This is a genomic window from Polymorphospora sp. NPDC050346 (assembly GCF_040655695.1).
Taxonomy (GTDB): domain Bacteria; phylum Actinomycetota; class Actinomycetes; order Mycobacteriales; family Micromonosporaceae; genus Polymorphospora; species Polymorphospora lycopeni.
This window is the reverse complement of sequence record NZ_JBFAKM010000008.1, coordinates 61,216-82,034: the sequence shown is the minus strand read 5'-3', so window position 1 is coordinate 82,034 and position 20,819 is coordinate 61,216. Positions and strand designations below refer to the sequence as shown.

Annotated in this window: 22 protein-coding genes; 12 read left to right on the top strand and 10 right to left on the bottom strand. The window is 73.1% G+C overall.

Translation table 11 applies throughout. The annotated features are described in order from the left end of the window. Positions 1–62: 62 nt before the first annotated feature. Entirely contained in the window at positions 63–1,370 is a 1,308-nt protein-coding gene (locus AB0I42_RS10805; protein ID WP_357536186.1) for an extracellular solute-binding protein, read from the bottom strand. A 374-nt stretch (positions 1,371–1,744) separates the two neighbouring features. After that, positions 1,745–2,290, bottom strand: a complete 546-nt coding sequence (locus AB0I42_RS10800) for a plasmid pRiA4b ORF-3 family protein (protein ID WP_357536184.1) — start codon at positions 2,288–2,290, stop codon at positions 1,745–1,747. A gap of 147 nt (positions 2,291–2,437) precedes the next feature. Here AB0I42_RS10800 and AB0I42_RS10795 point away from each other — a divergent pair, with 147 nt between their 5' ends. Continuing rightward, on the top strand, positions 2,438–3,169 hold the full coding sequence (locus tag AB0I42_RS10795; protein WP_357536183.1) for a pyrimidine reductase family protein: 732 nt from the start codon (positions 2,438–2,440) through the stop codon (positions 3,167–3,169). 135 nt (positions 3,170–3,304) lie between these two features. Here the strand turns inward: AB0I42_RS10795 and AB0I42_RS10790 are convergent, their stop codons facing one another. Next, positions 3,305–4,666: a BtrH N-terminal domain-containing protein gene (locus AB0I42_RS10790; protein ID WP_357536181.1), complete on the bottom strand. Its 1,362-nt coding sequence runs from the start codon at positions 4,664–4,666 to the stop codon at positions 3,305–3,307. A 272-nt stretch (positions 4,667–4,938) separates the two neighbouring features. Here AB0I42_RS10790 and AB0I42_RS10785 point away from each other — a divergent pair, with 272 nt between their 5' ends. Next, entirely contained in the window at positions 4,939–5,184 is a 246-nt protein-coding gene (locus AB0I42_RS10785; protein WP_357536180.1) for a DUF6289 family protein, read from the top strand. Positions 5,185–5,197: 13 nt separating this feature from the next. Here AB0I42_RS10785 and sigJ read toward each other — a convergent pair whose 3' ends face one another. Then, complete coding sequence (gene sigJ, locus AB0I42_RS10780) at positions 5,198–6,148, bottom strand: RNA polymerase sigma factor SigJ (RefSeq protein ID WP_357536178.1); 951 nt, start codon at positions 6,146–6,148, stop codon at positions 5,198–5,200. 63 nt (positions 6,149–6,211) lie between these two features. After that, entirely contained in the window at positions 6,212–6,583 is a 372-nt protein-coding gene (locus tag AB0I42_RS10775; protein ID WP_357536176.1) for a DoxX family protein, read from the bottom strand. A 95-nt stretch (positions 6,584–6,678) separates the two neighbouring features. Here AB0I42_RS10775 and AB0I42_RS10770 point away from each other — a divergent pair, with 95 nt between their 5' ends. Together AB0I42_RS10770 and AB0I42_RS10765 are read left to right on the top strand one after the other, a co-directional pair. Next, positions 6,679–6,984 (top strand): metalloregulator ArsR/SmtB family transcription factor, encoded by a 306-nt coding sequence (locus AB0I42_RS10770; protein ID WP_357536174.1) that lies wholly within the window; start codon positions 6,679–6,681, stop codon positions 6,982–6,984. 13 nt (positions 6,985–6,997) lie between these two features. Further along, positions 6,998–7,507, top strand: a complete 510-nt coding sequence (locus AB0I42_RS10765; protein ID WP_357536172.1) for an SRPBCC domain-containing protein — start codon at positions 6,998–7,000, stop codon at positions 7,505–7,507. Positions 7,508–7,667: 160 nt separating this feature from the next. Here AB0I42_RS10765 and AB0I42_RS10760 read toward each other — a convergent pair whose 3' ends face one another. Next, positions 7,668–8,042 carry an Mth938-like domain-containing protein gene (locus AB0I42_RS10760; RefSeq protein ID WP_357536170.1) on the bottom strand — a complete coding sequence of 125 codons (375 nt, stop codon included), beginning with the start codon at positions 8,040–8,042 and terminating at the stop codon, positions 7,668–7,670. A 147-nt stretch (positions 8,043–8,189) separates the two neighbouring features. Here AB0I42_RS10760 and AB0I42_RS10755 point away from each other — a divergent pair, with 147 nt between their 5' ends. The 4 genes from AB0I42_RS10755 (at position 8,190) to AB0I42_RS10740 (ending at position 14,647) form a co-directional block, all read left to right on the top strand. Then, entirely contained in the window at positions 8,190–9,941 is a 1,752-nt protein-coding gene (locus AB0I42_RS10755) for an ATP-binding protein (RefSeq protein WP_357536168.1), read from the top strand. 14 nt (positions 9,942–9,955) lie between these two features. Then, complete coding sequence (locus tag AB0I42_RS10750; RefSeq protein ID WP_357536166.1) at positions 9,956–11,104, top strand: exonuclease SbcCD subunit D; 1,149 nt, start codon at positions 9,956–9,958, stop codon at positions 11,102–11,104. A 70-nt stretch (positions 11,105–11,174) separates the two neighbouring features. Beyond that, positions 11,175–13,685 (top strand): SMC family ATPase, encoded by a 2,511-nt coding sequence (locus tag AB0I42_RS10745; protein WP_357536164.1) that lies wholly within the window; start codon positions 11,175–11,177, stop codon positions 13,683–13,685. Then, positions 13,682–14,647 carry a hypothetical protein gene (locus AB0I42_RS10740; RefSeq protein ID WP_357536163.1) on the top strand — a complete coding sequence of 322 codons (966 nt, stop codon included), beginning with the start codon at positions 13,682–13,684 and terminating at the stop codon, positions 14,645–14,647. The genes AB0I42_RS10745 and AB0I42_RS10740 overlap by 4 nt, the downstream gene beginning before the upstream one ends. Positions 14,648–14,677: 30 nt before the next feature. Here the strand turns inward: AB0I42_RS10740 and AB0I42_RS10735 are convergent, their stop codons facing one another. Beyond that, entirely contained in the window at positions 14,678–15,046 is a 369-nt protein-coding gene (locus AB0I42_RS10735; RefSeq protein WP_357536161.1) for a helix-turn-helix domain-containing protein, read from the bottom strand. After that, entirely contained in the window at positions 15,043–15,417 is a 375-nt protein-coding gene (locus AB0I42_RS10730) for a type II toxin-antitoxin system RelE/ParE family toxin (RefSeq protein WP_357536159.1), read from the bottom strand. Before AB0I42_RS10730 ends, AB0I42_RS10735 begins: the two co-directional genes overlap by 4 nt. Before the next feature lie 76 nt (positions 15,418–15,493). On the opposite strand from AB0I42_RS10730, the gene AB0I42_RS10725 reads away from it, so the two are divergent. Continuing rightward, a complete protein-coding gene (locus AB0I42_RS10725; protein ID WP_357536157.1) occupies positions 15,494–16,339 on the top strand; it encodes a fused MFS/spermidine synthase in 846 nt (281 codons plus the stop codon). Here AB0I42_RS10725 and AB0I42_RS10720 read toward each other — a convergent pair. Both AB0I42_RS10720 and AB0I42_RS10715 read right to left on the bottom strand, forming a co-directional pair. After that, positions 16,336–17,010, bottom strand: coding sequence for a pentapeptide repeat-containing protein (locus AB0I42_RS10720; RefSeq protein ID WP_357536155.1), 675 nt, complete (start codon positions 17,008–17,010; stop codon positions 16,336–16,338). The two genes, AB0I42_RS10725 and AB0I42_RS10720, sit on opposite strands and share 4 nt — an antisense overlap. Then, complete coding sequence (locus AB0I42_RS10715) at positions 17,007–17,666, bottom strand: hypothetical protein (protein ID WP_357536154.1); 660 nt, start codon at positions 17,664–17,666, stop codon at positions 17,007–17,009. Before AB0I42_RS10715 ends, AB0I42_RS10720 begins: the two co-directional genes overlap by 4 nt. Before the next feature lie 302 nt (positions 17,667–17,968). On the opposite strand from AB0I42_RS10715, the gene AB0I42_RS10710 reads away from it, so the two are divergent. The 3 genes from AB0I42_RS10710 to AB0I42_RS10700 all read left to right on the top strand — a co-directional run bounded on the left by AB0I42_RS10710 (position 17,969) and on the right by AB0I42_RS10700 (position 20,800). Further along, positions 17,969–18,889: a DNA-3-methyladenine glycosylase 2 family protein gene (locus AB0I42_RS10710; RefSeq protein WP_357536152.1), complete on the top strand. Its 921-nt coding sequence runs from the start codon at positions 17,969–17,971 to the stop codon at positions 18,887–18,889. Positions 18,890–19,119: 230 nt separating this feature from the next. Then, on the top strand, positions 19,120–19,686 hold the full coding sequence (locus tag AB0I42_RS10705; protein ID WP_357536150.1) for a hypothetical protein: 567 nt from the start codon (positions 19,120–19,122) through the stop codon (positions 19,684–19,686). Positions 19,687–19,711: 25 nt separating this feature from the next. Then, complete coding sequence (locus AB0I42_RS10700) at positions 19,712–20,800, top strand: ATP-dependent DNA ligase (protein WP_357536149.1); 1,089 nt, start codon at positions 19,712–19,714, stop codon at positions 20,798–20,800. Positions 20,801–20,819 lie beyond the last annotated feature (19 nt).

The window sequence follows — 20,819 nt, the reverse complement described above, 5'->3', positions numbered from 1 at the left end:
ACTGGGAGTGGACGCGGCGTCGGGGCGACGCCGACGGCGTCGCCCCGACCTCCTGCGGCCGGTTACTTACCGGCGGCCGCACCGTTCTTGACCGCGTCCTGCCAGGCCGCGTCGGGCGCCTGGCCCTGCTCGACGGCGCGCAGCGCGTTCTCCACCGCGGTCCGCACGGCCTGGTTCTTCGGGCCGAGGTAGACCGGCTTCAGCTCGGTGGCACCGGCGGCGAAGATGGTGCCGGTCGGCGCGTTGTTGAAGTAGTCGTTGGTCGCGGAGGCGACCGCCGCGTCCGTCAGCGCCTGCGGCGACGACGGCAGGTTGCCGACCTTCTTGAACGCCTCGACCTGGCCCTTGGCGCTGCTCAGGAACTTGGCCAGCTCGACGGCCTCCTTCTGGTGCTTGCTCGACTTCGGCACGCCGAGGAACGAGCCGCCCCAGTTGCCGCCGTTGCCGGGGGCCTTGGCGATGTCCCACTTGCCGGCCGCGGCGTCACCGGCCTGGCCCTTGATGACACCGGTCATCCAGGCGGGGCAGGCGATGGTGGCGAAGGTCGCGTTCTTGAAGCCGGCGTTCCACTCGTTGGAGAACGACTGGAGGTTGTTGGACAGCCCGGCCTGGATCATCTTGGTGGTCAGGTTGAACGAGGTCCGGACGTCGGGGTTGCTTTCCAGGACCAGGTTGTTGCTCTTGTCGTAGTAGGTGTAGCCGGTGCCGGCGCCGGCGACCTGGCTCAGCACCACGTTGAAGAAGTTGGTCGCGGCGTCGACGAACTTGTTCTTCTTGTCGGCGGCGGCGAACTTCGTGCCGGTCGCGATGAACTCGTCCCAGGTCGGCCAGAGCTTGGCGACCTCTTCGCGGTCGGTCGGCAGGCCGGCGGCCTGGAACAGGTCGGTGCGGTAGCAGATCGCCATCGAGCCGACGTCGGTGCCGAGGCCGAGCACCTTGCCGTCGGGGGTGCTGCCCTGCTCCCACTTCCACGGCAGGAAGTTGGCCTTGAGGTCGTTCGCGCCGTGGTCGGCCAGGTTCACGAACTTGTCGGCCTGGGCGTAGAACTGCACGATCGTGCCCTCTTCGATGGCGACCACGTCGCCCGCGCCGGCACCGGCGGTGATCTGCTGGGTCAGGCGGGTGTTGTAGTCGCCCAGGCCCAGGCCCTTGCCGCGCTCCTGGATCTTGATGTTGGGGTTGTCGGCCTGGTACTGCTCGTACAGGGCCTCGTATCCGAATCCCTGGTCGCCGAAGACGTCGACGATCAGCGTGATGGGCTCGTTCGGGTCGGCCGAGTCCGAGTCGCTGCCGCAGGCGGTCGCGGCGAAGACCGCGACGGACGCGAGTGCGGCAGCCGCGATCCGCCGGCGGCGGGGCGTGACGATCATCCTGACCCCTCTCAGGTCGTGATGTCTTTCTTGGTGGTGGGGGATCTCTCCGCACACGGAACTCGGTGTCGTGGCGTGGACCACACACCGCCGGGAGCGCTCCCATGAGATTGCCGACACGTTTCCTGAGTGTCAATAGACCCTTGGGAGCGTTCCCATTTCGTTACCGCCGCCCTCTCGTCGGACAGCCGGACCGGGCTCGGCCGTCCGCCGATCGCGGTGGTCGGGCGCGGCGTGACGGGTTCCCTGATCACCGTGATCAGGGACCGGACGGCACGGCACGCCGACGACCCGCCCGACCTACTCCCTGATCACGCGGATCTCGGGGCGGGGCCGGGCAGGGCGGGCGACCGGGAAGGGAGCCGGGAAGAGGGCTACGCCAGGCGGCGGAGGAGGGTGGTCACCCGGTCGGGGGCGAAGGTCCACGGGTCGAACGGGCGGCCGATCCACATCTGCAGCTCGGCGTAGCGGGGGTGGGCCGGATCCGAGACCGCGGCCAGGAACTGCTCGTAGCCGAACGCGCCACCGACATCCTCCGGCGGGCAGGCCCGGCCGCCGTCGACGCACACCGGGTAACGCTCCCCCGGCTCGGCGCCGAAGACGTCCTCCACCACGATCTCGTGCTCCCACCAGTCGCCGAAGTCGTACGTGTAGAGGAACCGGGTCCCCTTCGCCCCCACCGTGTCGAGGCGTACGTCCAACTCGTCGCGCAGGGTCAGCTCGCCGTCCGGATCCGGCTCGCCGTACTGTTGGCCGCCGATGTCGAACGAGTGCAGGTGACAGTCCTGCCAGCCCATCGCGTGCTGGACCACCCGGTGCAGGCGGTCGAGCGTGTAACCGCCCGGCACCAGCACCCGCCGCCACACCGGCGGGGACACGTCGGACAGCGAAACCTTGAGCTGGAAGATCTGACGCGGCATGGCCTGGCATCCTTCGGGCTAGGCTTCCCCCATGATCTGCCGCGCGTGCCGGGAACGCCGACACGACGACTGTCGGGGTCGCAACTGGTGCGACTGCCAGCACCGTACCGCCGTACCGACCCCTCCCGTGACCGGACCGGCCGGCGAATGACCGCCATCCGCCGCCTGTCACCCGATCCGGCCACCGCCGGCATCGACGACGACACGATCGCCGACCTGTACGGCCGCCCCGCCGAAGCCACCCTGCGGGTCAACTTCGTCACCAGCGCCGACGGGGCGGTGGAGATCGAGGGACACTCCGAGGGGCTGTCCGGCGGGCCGGACAAACGCGTGTTCGGCGTCCTGCGGATGCTCTGCGACGCCCTCGTCGTCGGCGCCGGAACCCTGCGCCACGAGGGCTACCGGGCGCTGCGCCTCGACGAGCGCCGCCGGGCCTGGCGGGTGGCGCGCGGGCTCCCGGCGTACCCGACGCTCGTCGTGGTCTCCGGCGCCCTCGACCTCGACCCCCGGCAGGCGGCGTTCGCCGACGCGCCGGTACGGCCGGTGATCCTCACCCACGGACGGGCGCCGCACCGGCCCGACCTGGCCGAGGTCGCCGACCTGGTGACCGTCGGCGACGACGCGGTCGACCTCCGGGCCGCCGTCGACCTGCTGCACCGGCGCGGGCACCGGCAACTGCTGTGCGAGGGCGGCCCGCACCTCTTCGGCGGGCTGACCGCCGCCGACCTGGTCGACGAGGTCTGCCTGACCGTGTCGCCGCTGCTCACCGGTGCCGGCGCCGGCCGGATCACCGCCGGGCCGGCGAGCCCGCCCCGCACGATGCGGTTGCGGCACGCGCTCGCCGCCGACGACGTCCTGATCCTGCGCTACACCCGCTGACCGTCCCGCCCGGTCCGCGCCCGAGCCGCCCGGGCCCACGCTGATCAAGGAGTTGTCGCGCGACAAAACGCACGGACCGGGCACGGTTTCTCCTTGATCAGCGCGGCTGCCTGATCAGCGCGGCGGGCTGCCTGATCAGCGCGGTGGCGGCGCGACGGCGGCGGCGAGTTTGCCGACCGCCGCCACCTCCAGGGCGTACGCCTCGGCCAGGGCCCGGCCGGTCGTGGCGAACAGGTCGGCGATCCCGGCCGAATCCAGCGGCGGCACCTCGGAGTACTCGCGGCTCAGCCCGGCCAGTCCCGCCGCGGCGGCGGCCGCGGTGTCCCGGCCGGCGTCGCCGTCGGCGACGACCGCCCCGCCGAGTTCGGCGGTCAGCTCACGCATCCGCGCGAACGCCGGCACCGCCGCCGGCAACGCCGCCTCGGCCACCTCGTGCCAGGCCCCGGCGGCAGCGTCGAACGCCTCGGCGACCGGGACCAGGTCCGGGGCGTCGAGCAGGGTCGCCGCCTCGCGCAGGAACGTGGCGTACAGCCCGCGCAGGTTTCCGCCGGTGATCCCGGCCGGCGACACGGCCTCCCAGATCGACAGCAGCGCATCGGTCAGCCCGACGCCGTCGGCGAACACCGTCGGCCAGCCCTTGGCGTTGCGGCCGTCGGTCATCAGCCGCGACCACTTGCGCCAGGCCGGCAGCGAGAACGACGTCGACGGCGCCGACAGGTGCGCGGCGCAGTCGGCCAGCCCGGCGACGACCGCGCCGCGCACGGTCGCGTCGTCGAGTTCGAGGCCGGCCGCCGGCCGGGCCTCGATGAGCAGGTTCTTGTACGACACCACCCGCCCCCGCGCCCGGTCCAGGTCGGCGCGGTCGACGGTGAGCGGCCGGAGGTTGCGGTCGTCGACGCGGATGCCGCCGCCGGCGCGGGCGTACGCGACGACCGGGTGCCCGCCGTGCCCGTCGTAGTGGGCCGGCAGGTGCCAGTAGCCGACGAGTTGCCGGTCCGGCAGCACGATCGCCGGTCGGCCGGCGTCGAGGGCGGCGTCCAGGGCGGCGGCCGCTCCCCTGGCCCCGGCGGTACGGTGCACCTCGGCCGGGATCCCGAGCCGGGCCAGGGTGTCCGGCGTCCAGGTCTGGTACTGCCAGCGGTTGCGGAACCCGAGCGTCACCCAGCAGGTGCGGTGGGCGGCGAACTCCCACAGGATGTAGCCGGCGCCGAGCCCGCCACCGATCCCGAAGAGCATCGCCTCGGACAGTGGGGCGCCGTCGTGCCGTACCCGGTGGTGGGCCAGGACGTTGGCGAGGTTGGCGGACTCGGGGTGGACGCCGCCCCGCAGCGTCCAGCCGTGGTCGACGGCCGGGGCGGGCTGGTCGGTCACCACGTGCCGCCGGGCGGTGAGGTAACGCTCGCCGGTGGCGGCCATCCGGGCCCGGATACGTTCCTTGAGCTGCTTCTTGCCGGTCATGTCGTGCTCCGTACGGCCGTACGCGCGCCCGTTTCCCACGCCCGGTCACGGTCGGCCGGATGAAGAGTGGACCTGACCTGTCACACAGTCCCGAGGCACCTGCGTCCCCTTTGCCTCCGCGTCGCCGGGCGGCGTGGGCGCCTGGTCAGGAGGTATGGCGTAGGACCCGCCGCGCACAGCATAGCGCCACCGTGGCGCCGGGGGCTGCCCGGGACGCGTGGCTGTCCCTTGCGTTTCCGACACCCCCAACGCAATCATCCACGTCAATACTTAGCGGGTGCCCCCGCGGGTGGAAACCGGAGGAGACCGCCATGATCCGTCGTGCCCTGCTGGCCATCGCCCTCGCCGCCGCGACCGTCGTCGCCCTGCCCGCGGCGCCCGCCCAGGCCCGGTACTGCCAGATGAACCACTGGTGCACCACCCTCTACTACACCGACGGCAGCCTCACGACGGCGGTCGGCGGGGTCTATGTGGAGTGCGACGGCTACCAGTTCCAGTGGGGCGAGTGGACCCCGTTCGTGACCTTCGAGGAGCACCCCTGCTCGCCGCAGCGGTGACGGACGCCGGCGGTCACCGCGGCGACGACGCTCCAGCACCCGGCGACCCGTCGTCCGGCCCCACCCCGGGTGGCCGGGCGGTCGCCGACGGTCCCGGGCGGGGGACGTCGCGCACCTTTTCCGGATTCAACACGTGGTAGAGGGCCACGATCGCGCCGTCGGCCACGACCGGCGCGACGACCACGAGAAGGTCCCTGGCCTCGACAACATAGCCGAGGCGGCCGTTGACCAGCACCGTCTCCCAGCGCGGATCGCGCCGCTTCGCCTGCCGGAACAACCCGGCGACCAGCCTGGCCACCTCCTGCGCCCCGACCACCGGCCGGCGGACCGATGGCGCCAGCCCGCCGCCGTCGCCGACGAACTCCACGTCCGGCGCGAGCACCCGGACCAGCGCGGCCAGGTCGCCGCGCTCGGCCGCGGCGAGGAACGCGGCCAGCACCCGGCGCTGTTCGGCCGGGTCGGCACCGCCGGACAGCCGCGCCGGCGGCACGGCGTCCACCGCCCGCCGGCCGCGTGAGGCGAGTTGGCGGGCGCCGGCCGGGCTGACGGACAGGACCGCCGCGATGTCGGCGAACGGCACGCCGAACACGTCGTGCAGGACGAACGCCACCCGCTGCTCGGGGGTGAGCCGTTCCAGCACCACCAGCAGCGCGAGGCTGACCTGTTCGGCGCGTACGGCGGTCTCGGCCGGGTCGTCGTCGGCCGGCAGCCGGGACACCAGCGGTTCGGGCAGCCACGGCCCGACGTACGCGGCGCGCCGGACCCGGGCCGAGCGCAGCACGTCCAGGCAGATCCGGGCGACCACGGTGGTCAGCCAGGCCCGCAGGTCGGCCACGTCGGGGCGGGCGGCGGCGTAGCGCAGCCACGTCTCCTGCACCGCGTCCTCCGCCTCGGCCCGGATTCCCAGCATCCGGTAGGCCACCCCGAACAGGTGGGACCGATGGGCTTCGAAGGCTTCGTGCATGGCCGGTCGACCATAACCGACCCGGTTCCGTCGCACCGGTCCCGCCGTACCGGCCATCGCCGTTCAGGCGAGGTCGGCCAGCCGGCCGATCGCCACCGCCAGTGCCAGCGCGAACAGCAGCGCGTTGGCCGCGACCGCGCGCGGTTCACCGAGCCGGGCGTGCGACCAGGCCGCCCCGACCATCACCACGCACAGGCCGGCGGCGGCCAGCGGGGTCAGCACCGGGGCGATTCCGGTGGCCCAGGGCAGCACGAGCCCGACCGCCGCCAGGATCTCGCAGCCGGCGACGAACCGCACGAGTGGCATCGGGAACAGCGCGGTCCCGGTCTGCCCGGTCGCGATCAGCCGGTTCCGGCCCATCGTGCTCTTGGCCGCTCCGGAACCGGCGAAGACGACCGCCAACAGGAGCTGCGCGATCCACAGAAATGTGTCCATGCCGGTGGGACGAGACAGCGTCGACCGACGTGACGCGGCCCGACTTGCCCTAATTAAGTTGCAGCTTACGTAAGGCTTGACTTAAGCTCTGCCCCGTGGAGGTTCTGGATGTTCTCGGTGACCCCGTGCGGCGCCGGATCGTGGAGGCACTGTCCTCGGGCAGCCTGACGTCGGGCGCCATCGCCGCCCGCTTCGAGATCAGCCGGCCCGCCATCTCGCAGCACCTGCGCGCGCTTCTGGCGGCCGGCGTCGTGACCGTGCGCCCGGAAGGCACCCGGCGCGTCTACACGTTGAACCCCGACGCCCTCGACACCGCGACCGACTGGCTCGAACAGCAACGCGTGCGGTGGAACCGCGGCCTCGACGCCCTCGAACACGCGCTCGACACCGGACAGATCTGATACGGAGAAAGACATGCCCATCGAACAAGCCCGCTTCGGCACGCTCGGGATCGGGTCCGGCGGAGACTTCCGGATCCGGTTCGAACGCGAACTCGCCCATCCGCTCGACCGGGTGTGGAACGCGCTCGTGGACCCCGGAAAACTCCGGGTCTGGATGCCGGGCTGCGTGATCGAGCCGTACGTCGGCGGCCGGGTGCACTACGACTTCGGCGACGAGGGCGCCGCCACCGGGGTCGTCACCAGGCTGGAGGCGCCGGGCGAGCGGGGCCTGCTCGAACACACCTGGGTGTGGCCGGGCGTGCCCGACTCCGCGGTGCTCTGGCAGCTGGCACCGGCGGTCGCCGGGACCACGCTCACCCTCACCCACCGCGAACTGGTCGCCGAACCGGCCCGCGACTTCGCCATCGGCTGGCACCTCATCCTCGACACCCTCGAGCGCTACGCCGCCGGCCTGGAGTGGGAGGACGTGTGGGACGGGTACGAGGAGATCTCCGCCGGCTACGCCAGCCGGACCGTCGGCTGAGGGCGGGCGCCCCGGCCGCCCACTGTCAGGCCGGGAACCGTCGGCGGGTCGGGGCGAACCCGTCGTCGCCGGTCGGCATGGCGAACGCCTCACCGGCACGATCTCGAAGCGGAGACGTACAGCGCCGTGCCCGACCAGACGGCGAGCGGCGGCACCTCGGTCAGCAGGTGGAGTGGAAGAGGCCGGCGACCGGGGTGCTGTCGACCAGGTCGTTGTAGACGGTCACGGCCTCCTCGGTCGGCAGGACGTGCACGGTGACACCCCGCTCCTCCAGCAGGTCCAGCGCCTGCGGGGTGACGTGCATCCGCAGTTCCATCCCGCGTGACAGCACGACGGTGGTCGCGCCGGCGGCGAGCAGTTCCTCGACGTCGGCCGGCTGGATGCCGGGCTGGTGCTGGGTGCCGGTCTCGGTCCAGTCCCACGGCCGGCCGCCACCGGGATAGAGCTTGAAGTCCTTGCCCGCTTCCAGGCCCTCGACCTCCATCCGCCCCCACGAGACGGAGAGGATCCTCGGCGATCGCGCGTCCGTACCCATTCGTGCCTCCTTCGGCGGTCAGCGGCAAAGGCTACCCACCCACCACCCCGTCACACAGGGACGCCGAGAAGTGACGCAATGTACGGACACGCCGGGTACGCCGTCGAGGTTTCGGCCGTGTCGGTGGGGTGGGGCAGGATACCTGTCGTGACTGACGGAGAAATCGGGACCGAGGGAGCCGGCGAGCCGGTCGGGCGGGTGCTCGGCACCGCCGACGCGACCCCGCTCTCGTTCTGGACCGCCGTCGCACCGGACAGCTTCCTGCAACTCGACGACGTGGTGGTGACCCGCCGGGAACTTCCCGACCGCGAGCCGGTGACGATCGCCGGGGTGGTGACCCAGGTCCGGGCCCGGCACGAGGGCGCCCAGTTCGACTCCGACGTGTTCGCCATCGCCGACGGCACGCTCCCCGCCCAGGTGCAGGAGGCGGCCGAGATCACCACGACCCGGGTCGACCCGGAGGTCTACGTGCCGCCGGCGCCGGGTGCGCCGGTGCACCGCGCCGAGGGCGACGCGCGGGCACGGGCGCTGCACTTCGACCGGATGGAGCGGCGGATCCCGATGGGGACCGGCCGCGACGGCGTACCCGTCTATCTCAACGCCGACTTCCTCGACGGGCAGCGCGGTGCGCACGTGTCGATCTCCGGCATCTCCGGGGTCGCGACCAAGACCAGTTTCGCCACGTTCCTGCTCTACTCGGTGTTCCGGTCCGGCCAGCTGGGCGGCGACGCGGTCAACGCCAAGGCGCTGATCTTCAATGTCAAGGGCGAGGACCTGCTCTTCCTCGACCACCCCAACGCCCGGCTCGACGAGGCGACGGTGGCCGCGTACGCGAAGCTGGGCCTGCCGGCCGGACCGTTCCCGGACGTACGGGTCTACGCCCCGCCCCGGGTCGGCGACCCGAACGGCACCCCGGACGTGACCAGCCGGACGGCCGGCGTCGACAGCTTCTACTGGACGCTTTCCGAGTTCTGCGCCGACGGCCTGCTGCCCTACGTGTTCGCCGACGCCGACGACGAGCGCCAGCAGTACACGATGGTGGTCCACTCGGTCGCCGCGCACCTGGCCCGGCACGCCCGGCCGGCCGACGGCGGGATCAGCCTCGACGGGGTGCGGATCGGCTCGTACGGCGATCTGGTCGACCACGTCGTGGAGCAGGTCAACGACGAGGAGACCCGCCGCGAGTGGGCCGGCAGCGCGGTCGGGCTGGGCACCGTCAACGCGTTCGCCCGCCGGCTGATCGGCAGCAAGAAGGACCTGGCCCGGCTGATCCGCGGCGACCTGGCGACCCGCCGGCCGCACACCATCAACACCGCCGACAGCGCCCAGGTGACCGTGGTCGACCTGCACAACCTGCCGGACCGGGCGCAGCGGTTCGTGGTCGGTGTGACGCTGAAGAACGAGTTCACCCGCAAGGAGAAGGCCGGCACCGCCAAGCCGCTGCTGTTCGTGGTCCTCGACGAGCTGAACAAGTACGCCCCGCGCGAGGGCTCCTCGCCGATCAAGGAGGTGCTGCTCGACATCGCCGAGCGGGGCCGCTCCCTCGGCGTGATCCTGGTCGGCGCGCAGCAGACCGCGAGCGAGGTCGAGCGGCGGATCGTCACCAACTCGGCGATCCGGGTCGTCGGCCGGCTCGACCCGGCCGAGGCGTCCCGCCCCGAATACGGCTTCCTGCCACCGGCCCAGCGGCAGCGGGCGCTGCTCGCCAAGCCCGGCACGATGTTCGTCAACCAGCCCGACATCCCGGTGCCGCTCTGCCTGGAGTTCCCGTTCCCGGCCTGGGCGACCCGCAAGTCCGAGGCGGGCAACGCCCCGTCGGAGACGCTGCGGTCGCTGACCCAGGCCGCCGACCCGTTCGCCGTCGTCGGTGCCCGCGCCGACGACGACATCCCGTTCTGACCCCGGAGGCGGCCGTGAAGATCCTGCACACCTCCGACTGGCACGTCGGCAAGGTCCTCAAGGGACGGTCCCGGACCGAGGAGCACATCGCGGTCCTCGCCCAGGTCGTCGCGATCGCCCGCGAGGAGCGGCCCGACCTGGTGATCGTCGCCGGGGACCTCTACGACACCGCCGCCCCGACCCCGGAGGCGACCCGGCTGGTCACCCGGGCGCTGTCGGCGCTGCGCGGCACCGGCGCCGCCGTGGTCGCGATCGGCGGCAACCACGACAACGGCGCCGCCCTGGACGCGCTGCGGCCGTGGGCCGAAGCCGCCGGCATCACCCTGCGCGGCTCGGTCCGCGACAGCGCCGCCGAACACGTGCTGACCGGCACCACCGAGCACGGCGAGCGGTGGCGGCTGGTCGCGCTGCCGTTCCTGTCCCAGCGATACGCCGTACGCGCCGTCGAGATGTACGAACTGAGCGCCGCCGAGGCGGTGCAGACGTACGCCGACCACATGGGACGGCTGTTCGCCAAACTCACCGAGGACTTCGGCGAGCCCGGCGTGGTCAACCTGATCACCGCGCACCTGACGGTCGTCGGCGCCCGCACCGGCGGCGGCGAACGCGACGCGCACACCGTCATGAACTACGCCGTCCCGGCCAGCGTCTTCCCGACCGGCACCCACTACGTCGCCCTCGGCCACCTGCACCGCGCGCAGCAGGTGCTCGGCCCCTGCCACGTCCGCTACAGCGGCAGCCCGCTCGCCATCGACTTCGGCGAGGAGGAGAACAGCCCGTCGGTCGCGGTCGTCACGGTCGGCGCCGACCAGGCGGCCCGGGTACGCGACGTGCCCGTCACCGCCGCGGTCGGGCTACGCACCGTACGTGGCACGCTGGAGCAACTGGCGGCGCTGCCGGCGACCGACGACTGGCTGCGGGTGTACGTCCGCGAGACGCCGCGCGCCGGCCTGCGCGAGGAGGTGCAGGACCTGCTCCCCCGCGCCCTGGAGGTCCGCGTCGACCCGGAGATGCTGCCGACCGCCGACGCCCGCAAACGCGCCGCCCAGCGGGCCGGCCGCTCGCCACGCGAACTCTTCGGCGACTATCTCGACAGCGTCGGGCACGCCGACGACGGCGTACGGGACTTGTTCGACGAACTGATGGAGGAGGCGAGTCGTTGAATTGGGCCAGCCACCGGAAACCGGCGACCGCCCGATCCACCCGGTGACCGACGAGGGAGGCGATTAGACAATGCGGCCGTTGCGGCTGGACCTGGCCGGCTTCACCGTCTTCCGCGAGGAGACGACCGTCGACTTCACCGACGCCGACTTCTTCGCCCTGATCGGGCCGACCGGCTCGGGCAAGTCGACGATCCTCGACGCGATCTGCTTCGCCCTCTACGGCACCGTTCCGCGCTGGGGCGGCACCCGCGGCATCGCGAACGCGCTCGCCCCTTCGGCGAACGAGGCCCGGGTCCGGCTCGTCTTCGACGCGGCCGGGTCCCGCTACGTCGCCAGCCGGGTCGTCCGCCGCGACGGCCGGGGCAACGTCAAGACCGGCAACGCCGGACTGCAGCGGATGCCACCGGGCTTCGACGTCAGCAAACTCGACACCGGAATGAGCCCGGAGGACCTCGGCGAGGTGCTGGCCGGCACCCCGAAGGAGATGGACGAGGCGGTCGTGGCGGCGGTCGGGCTGCCGTACGACCAGTTCACCAGCTGCGTGGTGCTGCCGCAGGGGCAGTTCGCCGACTTCCTGCACGCCAAGCCCGCCGCCCGCCAGGAGATCCTGGTCAACCTGCTCGACCTCGGCGTCTACGACCGGGTGCAGAAGTCCGCGTCGGCGCGGGCGTCGGCGGCCGAGGCCCGGCTCGCCGCCGTCGACCAGCTGCTCGACGGGCTCGCCGACACCGACGACGACACCCTGGCCGCCACCGGGGAACGGGTCACCGCGATGCGCCGGCTGGCCGGCGACGTCGAGGCGGCCGTACCCGGTCTGGTCGACGCCGAGCGGGCCACGGCCGGGGCGGCGGACGCGCTGGCCGCCCTCGACGCCGAGATCGCCCACCTCGACGCGGTCCGGGCCCCCGCCGACCTGGGCGCGGTCACCGGCGCGGTCGCCACGGCGCGGGCCGGTGCGGACGAGGCGGCGGCGGACGTCGCCGCCGCCGAGGAACGCGAGGAGAAGCTGCGCGGCGAACTCGCCGCGGCCGGTGACGAGGCGGCGCTGCGCCTGCTGCTGACGGCGCACGCCGACCGGGACCGGCTCGCCGCCGAGGCCAGGACGCTGACCGCCGGACTGGCCGGCGCCCAGGCCGAGCACGACGCCGCCGGCGCCGCGCTGGAGGCGGCGCGGGACGCCGCGCGGCGGGCGACCGCCGACCTGGAGGCGGCCCGCCACGCCTACCAGGAGGCACAGACCGTCGACCGGGCCGCCGCGTTGCGCGCCCACCTCACCGCCGGTGGCCCCTGCCCGGTCTGCGAACAGCCGGTCACGGCCGTACCACCGGTCCCGGCGGGTTCGGCGGTCGCCGCCGCCGAGGCCGCCGGCCACGCCGCCCGCAAGGCCGCCGACCGGGCCGAGCAGGTCGTCGCCGAACGCGACCGGACCGCCCGCGACCTGGAACGGACCCTGGACCGGGCGCGGGCCCGGCACGAGCGGCTCACCGCCGACCTCGCCGGCCTCGACGGCCGGCTCGCCGACTCCCCCGGCCCGGACGCCCTGCGCCGGGAACTGGACGCGGTCGCCGCGCTGCGGGCCGCGCTCGACGACGCGGGTACGGCGGTCCGCGCCGCCCGGGAGACCGGCCGGCGGGCCACCGCCGCCGTGGTCGCCGCACAGGACCGGATCCGGTCCGCGTGGCGCGCCTTCGACCAGGTACGCGACGGGCTGGCCCGCCTCGGCCCGCCGGCCGCCGACCGCGACGACCTCGCCGCCGCCTGGGACACGTTGTGTTCGTGGGCGGGCGGCGAACTCGACCGGCGCCGGACCGACCGGGTCGCCGCCGCGGGCGCGGTCGACGCCGCGCACGCCGCCCGGGACGAGGCCGCGGCGGCCGTCGTCGCGCTGTTCGCGGCGGCCGGCGTCGACGTGCCGCCGGCCGGGGCCGGCCGCAGCGGAGCCGACCCGGCGCGTGACCTCACCCGGGCCGCCGCGGTCGCCGTCGAACGCGCCGAGGCCGACCTGCGCCGGCTCACCGAACGCCGCGAGCAGGCGGCCGAGCTACGCGGGCAGCGGGCCGGGCACGAACGCGACCACCGGCTCGCCAAGGCCCTCTCCGGCCACCTGCGGGCCAACAACTTCGAACGGTGGCTGCTCGCCGAGGCCCTCGACCAGCTCGTGGACGGCGCCTCCGGAATCCTGCGCGAGCTGACGTCCGGGCAGTACGAGCTGGTGCACGACAAGGGCGAGTTCTACGTCGTCGACCACCACGACGCCGGCCTGCGCCGGGTGGTGCGGACGCTGTCCGGCGGCGAGACGTTCCAGGCGTCGCTGGCGCTGGCCCTCGCCCTGTCCGAGCGGCTGGCCGGCATGTCGGCCACCGCCGCCAGCCTCGAGTCGATCGTGCTCGACGAGGGCTTCGGCACCCTCGACGCGGCCACCCTGGACACCGTCGCGGCGACGCTGGAGAACCTGGCCGCCCGCGGCGACCGGATGGTCGGCGTCGTCACCCACGTGCCCGGGCTCGCCGAACGGGTCCCGGTCCGGTTCGAGGTGCACCGGGACGCGCGTACCGCCCGGGTGGAACGGACCGGGCTGTGACCGGCTGGCACGTCGACGCGTGGGACCCGTCGTACGGGACGTCGTTCGAGGCGCCGGCCGGACCGGCCGCGCCCAGCAGCGCCCAGGTCGACCCGGGCATCGAGGTGCCGGCCGGTGCCTGGGCGCCCCGGCCCGCGCCCGCCGGCCTGGCCGCCCCCGACATGGTCCTGCTCGTCGACGGCGTACGTCGCAACGACGCCAGCCTGTGGAGCCGCGAGGACGACGGCGCGTCGTACCCGGGGCTCGCCGCCTCCTACGCCGCCGGCGTGGTCCGCTGCGACCTGCGCCGGGGCGCCGCCGAACTCGCCGGGTTCGCGGTCCGGCGCGGGCTGTTCACCGCCAGCCCGACCGGCGCCGACGTCGTCGCCGGGCAGATCCGCTACGCCCTGCACCGGGTCAGCCCGCCCGGCGAACTCGCCAAGCTGCCGGTCGCCGTACAGCCGCAGCTGACGGCACTGGAGGTCGACGTCTCCAACGCCGCCCGCGTCGACGGCGACCTGCTGATCGTCGACGGGCCGCTGCGCAACCGCCGGCAACTGCCACGCGCCCTCGGCTACATCAAGACCCAGCACAGCCAGTACCTCGACGCCCGCGAGCAGGCGGTCGTCACCTCGTTGCGGGCGACGGAGCGGTCGCCGGTGTTCCGCCTCGGCACCGCCTGGGGCGGCTGGTCCTGGTATCTGCGGCTGCCCGGCCCGACCGGCGCCCCGTGGGCCGGGATCGTCCGGGTCGAATGCTCCGCCGAACTGTCCGATGTGGAGGCTGTGGAGCTGGCGGACCTGTCGCAGGTGACGCTGCCCCGGTTCGCGTCGACGCCGTACAAGGACCCCCGGGCGCCACAGAACCTGATCCCGATCGCCGGGCTGGAACGGCGGCTGCGGGCGATGCTCGGCGACGCCCGCCTGCTGCACCGCGCCCTGACGATGGCCGCCGCCCGCCGTACGGCCAACCGACCCCGCTAGCAGGTCAGGCGTACCGCCCGGCAGTTTCGCTCAGGCCGCCGAGGCGGTCTCCCCGGGAGGCACTCCGTCCGGGCCGGCACCACCACGGGGGTGGAACACGAAAGCCGAGCCGTTCTCGTCCAGGTCGATGGTCAGCGACGCGTCCAGCGCCTTGGCCAGCCGGGTGAGTAGCGGCAGGGTCGGCAGCGAGTCGCCGCCCTCGATATTGGAGATCTGCGGCTGGGTCATGCCGGCGCGCCGGGCAAGCTCCGCCTGAGACAGGCCGAGCTTCGCACGGCGGTCGTAGACGGCCTGCCCGAGCGCGAACGCGTACCCGGCCTCGACGTAGGCGGGGGACGGCTCGACCGGCTCGCCCAGGAGTTTTCTGGTTCGACGGGTCTTCCACCCACTGTGGTTCACAACCCCTCCCCTCTGGTCCGGTCGTAGTCGTGCTCGGCCGGAGCATGCTCCGCCTCGCACAGTTTCTGTGCCTGCCGTGCCCGTTCGACCTCGACCCGCTCGTGCTGCCTGGTCTTGCGGAACACTGTCAGCAGTACGACCCGTCGACCGTCCGCAAGCCAGTAGGTAATCCGGACAGCACTGCCGTCCATGGTGAAACGCAACTCGCGAAGCTTGCCGCCGAGATGCCGGGAGTACGGTTCTCCGAGGGTGGTCGGCCGAACCGCAAGCATGTCGGCAGCCCGCTCAACCTTGTCGTACTGCCGGTCCGGAAGCAGTTCCAGCCACTGCCGGACCTCCGGCTCGATCTCGAGCCGCCAGAGGTCGTCCACGACATGGATTATACAGAAATCTGTATGACTTCCCTGGTTGCGGAGGCACGGCTGCCGTCCCGGCATACTCGACGGCGTGGGGCGGAAGCGGGGTGGGCAGCGGCTCGGGGTACGGATCGACTCCGGGCTGGCCGAACTCGCCCCCGACCCGGACCGCCCCGCCAGCTTCACGCTGCTGGTCGACGGCACCCCGCAGTCGCACGTCGACCTCGACGACCCCACCCACCTGGAGTTCGAGTACGTCCGCCGGATCGCCATGGTCGTCGACCTGATGGCGCCCGCCGGCCGGCCGCTGCGGGTGCTGCACCTCGGCGGCGGCGCGCTCACCCTGCCCCGCTACGTGTCCCGTACCCGCCCCGGCTCCACCCAGCGGGTCGTCGAGATCGACGCCGCCCTGGTCGACCTGGTCCGGGAGCACCTGCCCTGGCCGCCCGACCGCAACCTGCGGGTCCGGGTCGGCGACGCCCGCGACGCGGTCACCACCGGCCGGGACGGGTCGTACGACCTGGTCATCGCGGACGTGTTCGCCGGTGCCCGTACCCCGGCCCGGCTGACCTCGGTCGAGTTCGCGGGTGAGGTGGCCCGGGTGCTGGCGCCCGGCGGTCTCTACGTCGCCAACCTCGCCGACGGCGGCGCGCTGAAGTACGCCCGCGGCCAGGTCGCCACGGTCGGTGCCGTGCTCCCCCACGCCTGCCTGGTCGCCGACACGGCGGTGCTGCGCGGCCGGCGGTACGGCAACCTGGTGCTGGTCGCCGGGCGGGTGGAGCCGCCGGTGGCCGGGCTGACCCGGCGGGCGGCCGGCGACTGGTTCCCGGGCCGGGTGGTGCACGGCGACGAGCTGGAGCGGTTCACCGGCGGTGCCGCCGTCGTGCTCGACGCGACCGCCCGCCCGTCGGATCCGCCACCGGTGGGTTTCTTCTAGCCGGACAGGACCGTGACGTCCGGTGCGCCGTTCGCCGCGAACCACTCCGCGAGGGCCGCGCCGTCGATCAGGTCGGGCCCGGTGTCGGAGCCGACGTCGACCGGGCCGGCGACGTGGCCGCGAGCCCCGGTCACGAAGCTGCCGGCCAGCCGGGCGCCGGCCAACCGGGCCGGCCCGTCGTCGGGACCGAACCCGCAGTGCCGCAGCGATGCCCCGCGCAGGTCTGCCCGCCGCAGGTCTGCCGCCAGGAAGACGGCCGAGTTGAGGAAGGCGTCCCGGAGGTCGGCGTCCGACAGCACGGCACGGTCGAATTCGGCGGCGAACAGGTGGGCGGCGCGCATCGCCGCGCCTTCGGCGGCGATCTCGCTCGCCTCGATCTTGGTGAGGTCGGCTCCGGAAAGGTTGGCTCGGTTGAGGTCGGCGCCGATCAGGGTGGCGCCGCGCAGGTCGGCGTGGACGAGTCGGACATCGTCGAGGCAGGCACCGAACAGGTACGCCCCGGCGAGGTCCAGTCCGGTGAGGTCGGCGCCCCGGAAGTCGTACTGGTCGCCGACGAGATCGGGGCCGTCGGATGCGGAACGGGCGTCCAGGTATTTCTCCAGAGCCGCCCGAGCGTCGGCCTCGACCGGCCACGCGGTGACGGAATGCCGATTCTTGCCATAGCCGATCATGGGTAGAACACCACTTTTCCATCCCATTCTCTCCGGGCGGCAACCCGCGCCTTGAGATCATCGCTCGATTCGCGGGTCAACAACCAGGTATCGACGATCACGTTCTTCCCGTCACCGATCTCGTCCTTGATGGTGAGTTCGAAGGCGGCCGGCTCGTAGCGCCCCTTCTGCCCATCCGGCATCAACTCCCCCGGCCGCCTGGCGTATGGCGGAAAGAACTCGGCCGGCCCCTTCACGTCCCAGTACCGCCCACCCGAGTCGACGAAATCACCCTGATCCTTGACGGCGTCGGGCCTGCTCTGATCCAACTCGGCCCGCCGGATCGGCCCCGGAAGGTCACCGCGCCGCTCGCATTCGAGCCCGACCTCCGCCTCCCGGGGCGTCTTCCTGGTAACGCGACCTCCCTGCGCGGGGTCACGGGCGAGTTCCGTCATCCGTCCCTGGTATTCCGGCGTACCGGCCTCAGGAGTGACGTGGGACTCCGTCTCCGCGGGCCCGCCGAGCCGCCGGTCGTTCTCGGCAACGGCCCGGCGGACATCGGCCCGCGACGGCCCGTCGGCGACGGCCTCCATTCGGGGCGACTGTCGGTCATCGGCAGCCGGGCTCCCACTGTCGACCGGGGCGTCGACCGTGACCCGGCTCCGCTCGACGGTCATGAACCCCTTTCCCACCAACCGGGGGCCGACATCGGAATGCCGCGAAAGATGGCCGCCATCCATCGAACTGGATACATACGGAGAGTAGCCACAGCACTCCGTGACAGCCCATCGACCGCTCGATCATTGGCGCCATTTGACAGACATGGGTCAATGCCACAAGGGACCCGATGCTTGGGATAAGGGCTCGGAATGTCATTTTCCGCCCACATTGGTCGATCGACCTCATGGGAGCACCGGCACGGCCGGCACCGTGATGCACCCGCTCCTCGGAAACGTCGGGCGCGTGGCACAGTGTCCGGGTGGACGGGACCGGGCCGGCGGTGAGCCGGGTGCTGCGGCCGCCGGCCGGCTACCACCTGGCCGGTTCGGTCGGCGCGCTCGCGATGGGCCACCACGACCCGTGCGCCCGGTTCGTCGACGGCACCTTCTGGTGGACGGCCCGGACCCCGGACGGGCCGGGCACCCTCGCGCTTCGCCGCAGCGGCACCGAACTGGTCGCCGAGGGCTTCGGGCCGGGCGCCGACCGGGTCGTCGACCGGGCCGACGCGGTCGCCGGCCTGCGTGACGACCTGACCGGGTTCGCCGAGGTCGCCGCCACGCATCCGGTGGTGGAGCGGCTCGCGCGCGCCCACCGTGGGCTGCGACTGCCGGCCACCGGGCAGGTCTTCCCCCGGCTGCTGCGGGCCGTACTCGAACAGAAGGTCACCGGCAAGGAGGCGTACCGGGCGTACGCGGCGACCGTGCGCCGGTTCGGAACGCCGGCGCCCGGGCCGGTCGCCAACCTGTGGATTCCGCCCGAGCCGGCGGCGATCGCGGCGCAGCCGTACTGGGTGTTCCACCCGTTCGGGGTCGAGCAGCGCCGGGCCGACACCCTGCGCCGGGCCGCCGCCGCGGCCGACCGGCTCGAACGGTGCGCCGACCCGGCCGAGGCGACCGCCCGGCTTACCGCGATCCCCGGCATCGGGCCGTGGACGGCGGCCGAGGTGGTCCGGATCGCGTACGGCGACGCCGACGCGGTCAGTGTCGGCGACTACCACATCCCGAACACGGTCGCCTGGGCGCTGGCCGGCGAGCCGCGCGGCGACGACGCGCGGATGCTGGCCCTGCTGGCGCAGTTCACCGGGCACCGGGGACGGGTGTGCGCGCTGCTGGACGCCGCCGGCCTCCACGCACCCCGGTTCGGCCCCCGGATGCCCCTCCGCTCCTTCGCCCGCTACTGACCGCGCCCCCGCCCGCGCACCGTGCGCGTGGGCGGGCGCGCGGCGCACGCCGATCAAGGGCTTGTCGTGGCCGAGCCGGTCCGGAATGCCCGCAACATCCCCAAGATCGCGCAGGCGGGGCGAGGTGGGGCGAGGCAGGGAGCGGAGCGGGAGCGCGGTGGGCGCGGGTGGACGCGAATGCGTCCGACCAGCCATGGACACGCTCCCATGGGACGTGGGAACATCGCGACATGTCCACCGACGTCGATACCCGACCTCGCCGCCGGCACCTGTGGATCGCCGCCGCGCTGGCCGGCACGCTGGTCGCCGTACTCGCCACGCAGTGGATCACCAGGGCGGGCGGCTCGGACTCCGGCGACCTTCGTACGCAGATCGCCGCCCGCATGGTGACCGTGCTCGAGAGCACCCCGGCCGAGCAGCACGGCGGCCACGGCGCGCACGCCGCCGGATACTCCGGCTCGACCACCGTCTGCGGCGTACGGATCTTCGGGTTCGAGCCGCCCGGGGCCACCAGCCTCGACATGGTCGACGTCGTCTACGGCCACCACCTGTGCGGCATCGCCGAGGGCAGGCGGCACTGGGACGGCGCCGTCAAGCTGGTCGGCCCGGTCGTGATGCGGCTGTCGACCGATCCGCCGACGATCCAGGTGGCCGAGGCGACGCAGACCGCGACGTTCCGGGAGCGGGTGCTCGAGCTGATCCCGGCGCAATACCAGGCCGTGGCGTTCGAGGAGTCGCTCGACCCGTCGACCATGGCCGAGCTGCGCCGCCGCTACGACGACGCTGCCGGGTTCTGACACACCCGGGTGGTTGACTGGGCGGATGGAGCTGCCAGTCAACCCACCGGTCGAGCCGATGCTCGCCAAGAGTGTGCCCGACATCCCCGTCGGCGACGGCATGACCTACGAGCCGAAGTGGGACGGCTTCCGCTGCATCGTCTTCCGTGACGGCGACGAGGTCGAGCTGGCCAGCCGGGGCGGCAAGACCCTGACCCGTTACTTTCCCGAGGTCGTCGAGCAGGCCCGGACGCAACTCCCGGCCCGGTGCGCCGTCGACGCCGAGCTGATCGTGATCCGCCGTGACGGCGACGGCCGGCCCCGGCTCGACTTCGAACTGCTCTCCCAGCGCATCCACCCGGCCGCGTCCCGGGTCCGGATGCTGGCCGAGACCACCCCGGCCGACCTGGTCGCCTTCGACCTGCTCGCCATCGGTGACGAGGCCCTGGTCGACCGGCCGTACAGCGAGCGCCGGGCCCGGCTCGAGCGGGCGCTGCGCGGTGTCGAGCCGCCGGTGCACGTCACACCGACGACCACCGACCTGGCCACCGCCCGCCGCTGGTTCGAGATCTTCGAGGGCGCCGGCCTCGACGGGATCATCGCCAAGCCGGCCGACATCGCCTACGAGCCGGGCAAGCGGCTGATGTTCAAGGTCAAGCACGCCCGTACGGCGGACGTGGTGGTCGCCGGCTTCCGCTGGCACAAGTCCGGCCCGGTGGTCGGCTCGCTGCTGCTCGGCCTCTACGACGACACCGGCACCCTGCACCACGTCGGGGTGTCCGCCTCGTTCACGATGGCCCGCCGCAAGGAACTGCTCGACGAGCTGGCGCCGTACCGGGAAGGGGTGACCGGGCACCCGTGGCTGCACGGTGACCACGAGCTGGGCCAGCGGATCCCGGGCGGGCCGAGCCGGTGGACCGGCACGAAGACCCTGGAGTGGGAGCCGCTGCGGCCGGAGCTGGTCGTCGAGGTGGCATACGACGCGATGGAGGGCGACCGGTTCCGGCACACCGCCCGGTTCGTACGCTGGCGGCCGGACCGCGATGCGCGGTCGTGCGGCTACGACCAGTTGGACCGGCCGGTACGCTTCGACGTCGACCAGGTCCTCGCGGGCGATCCCGACCCGACCGGCTGACCGGGCGGCATAGGCTGGG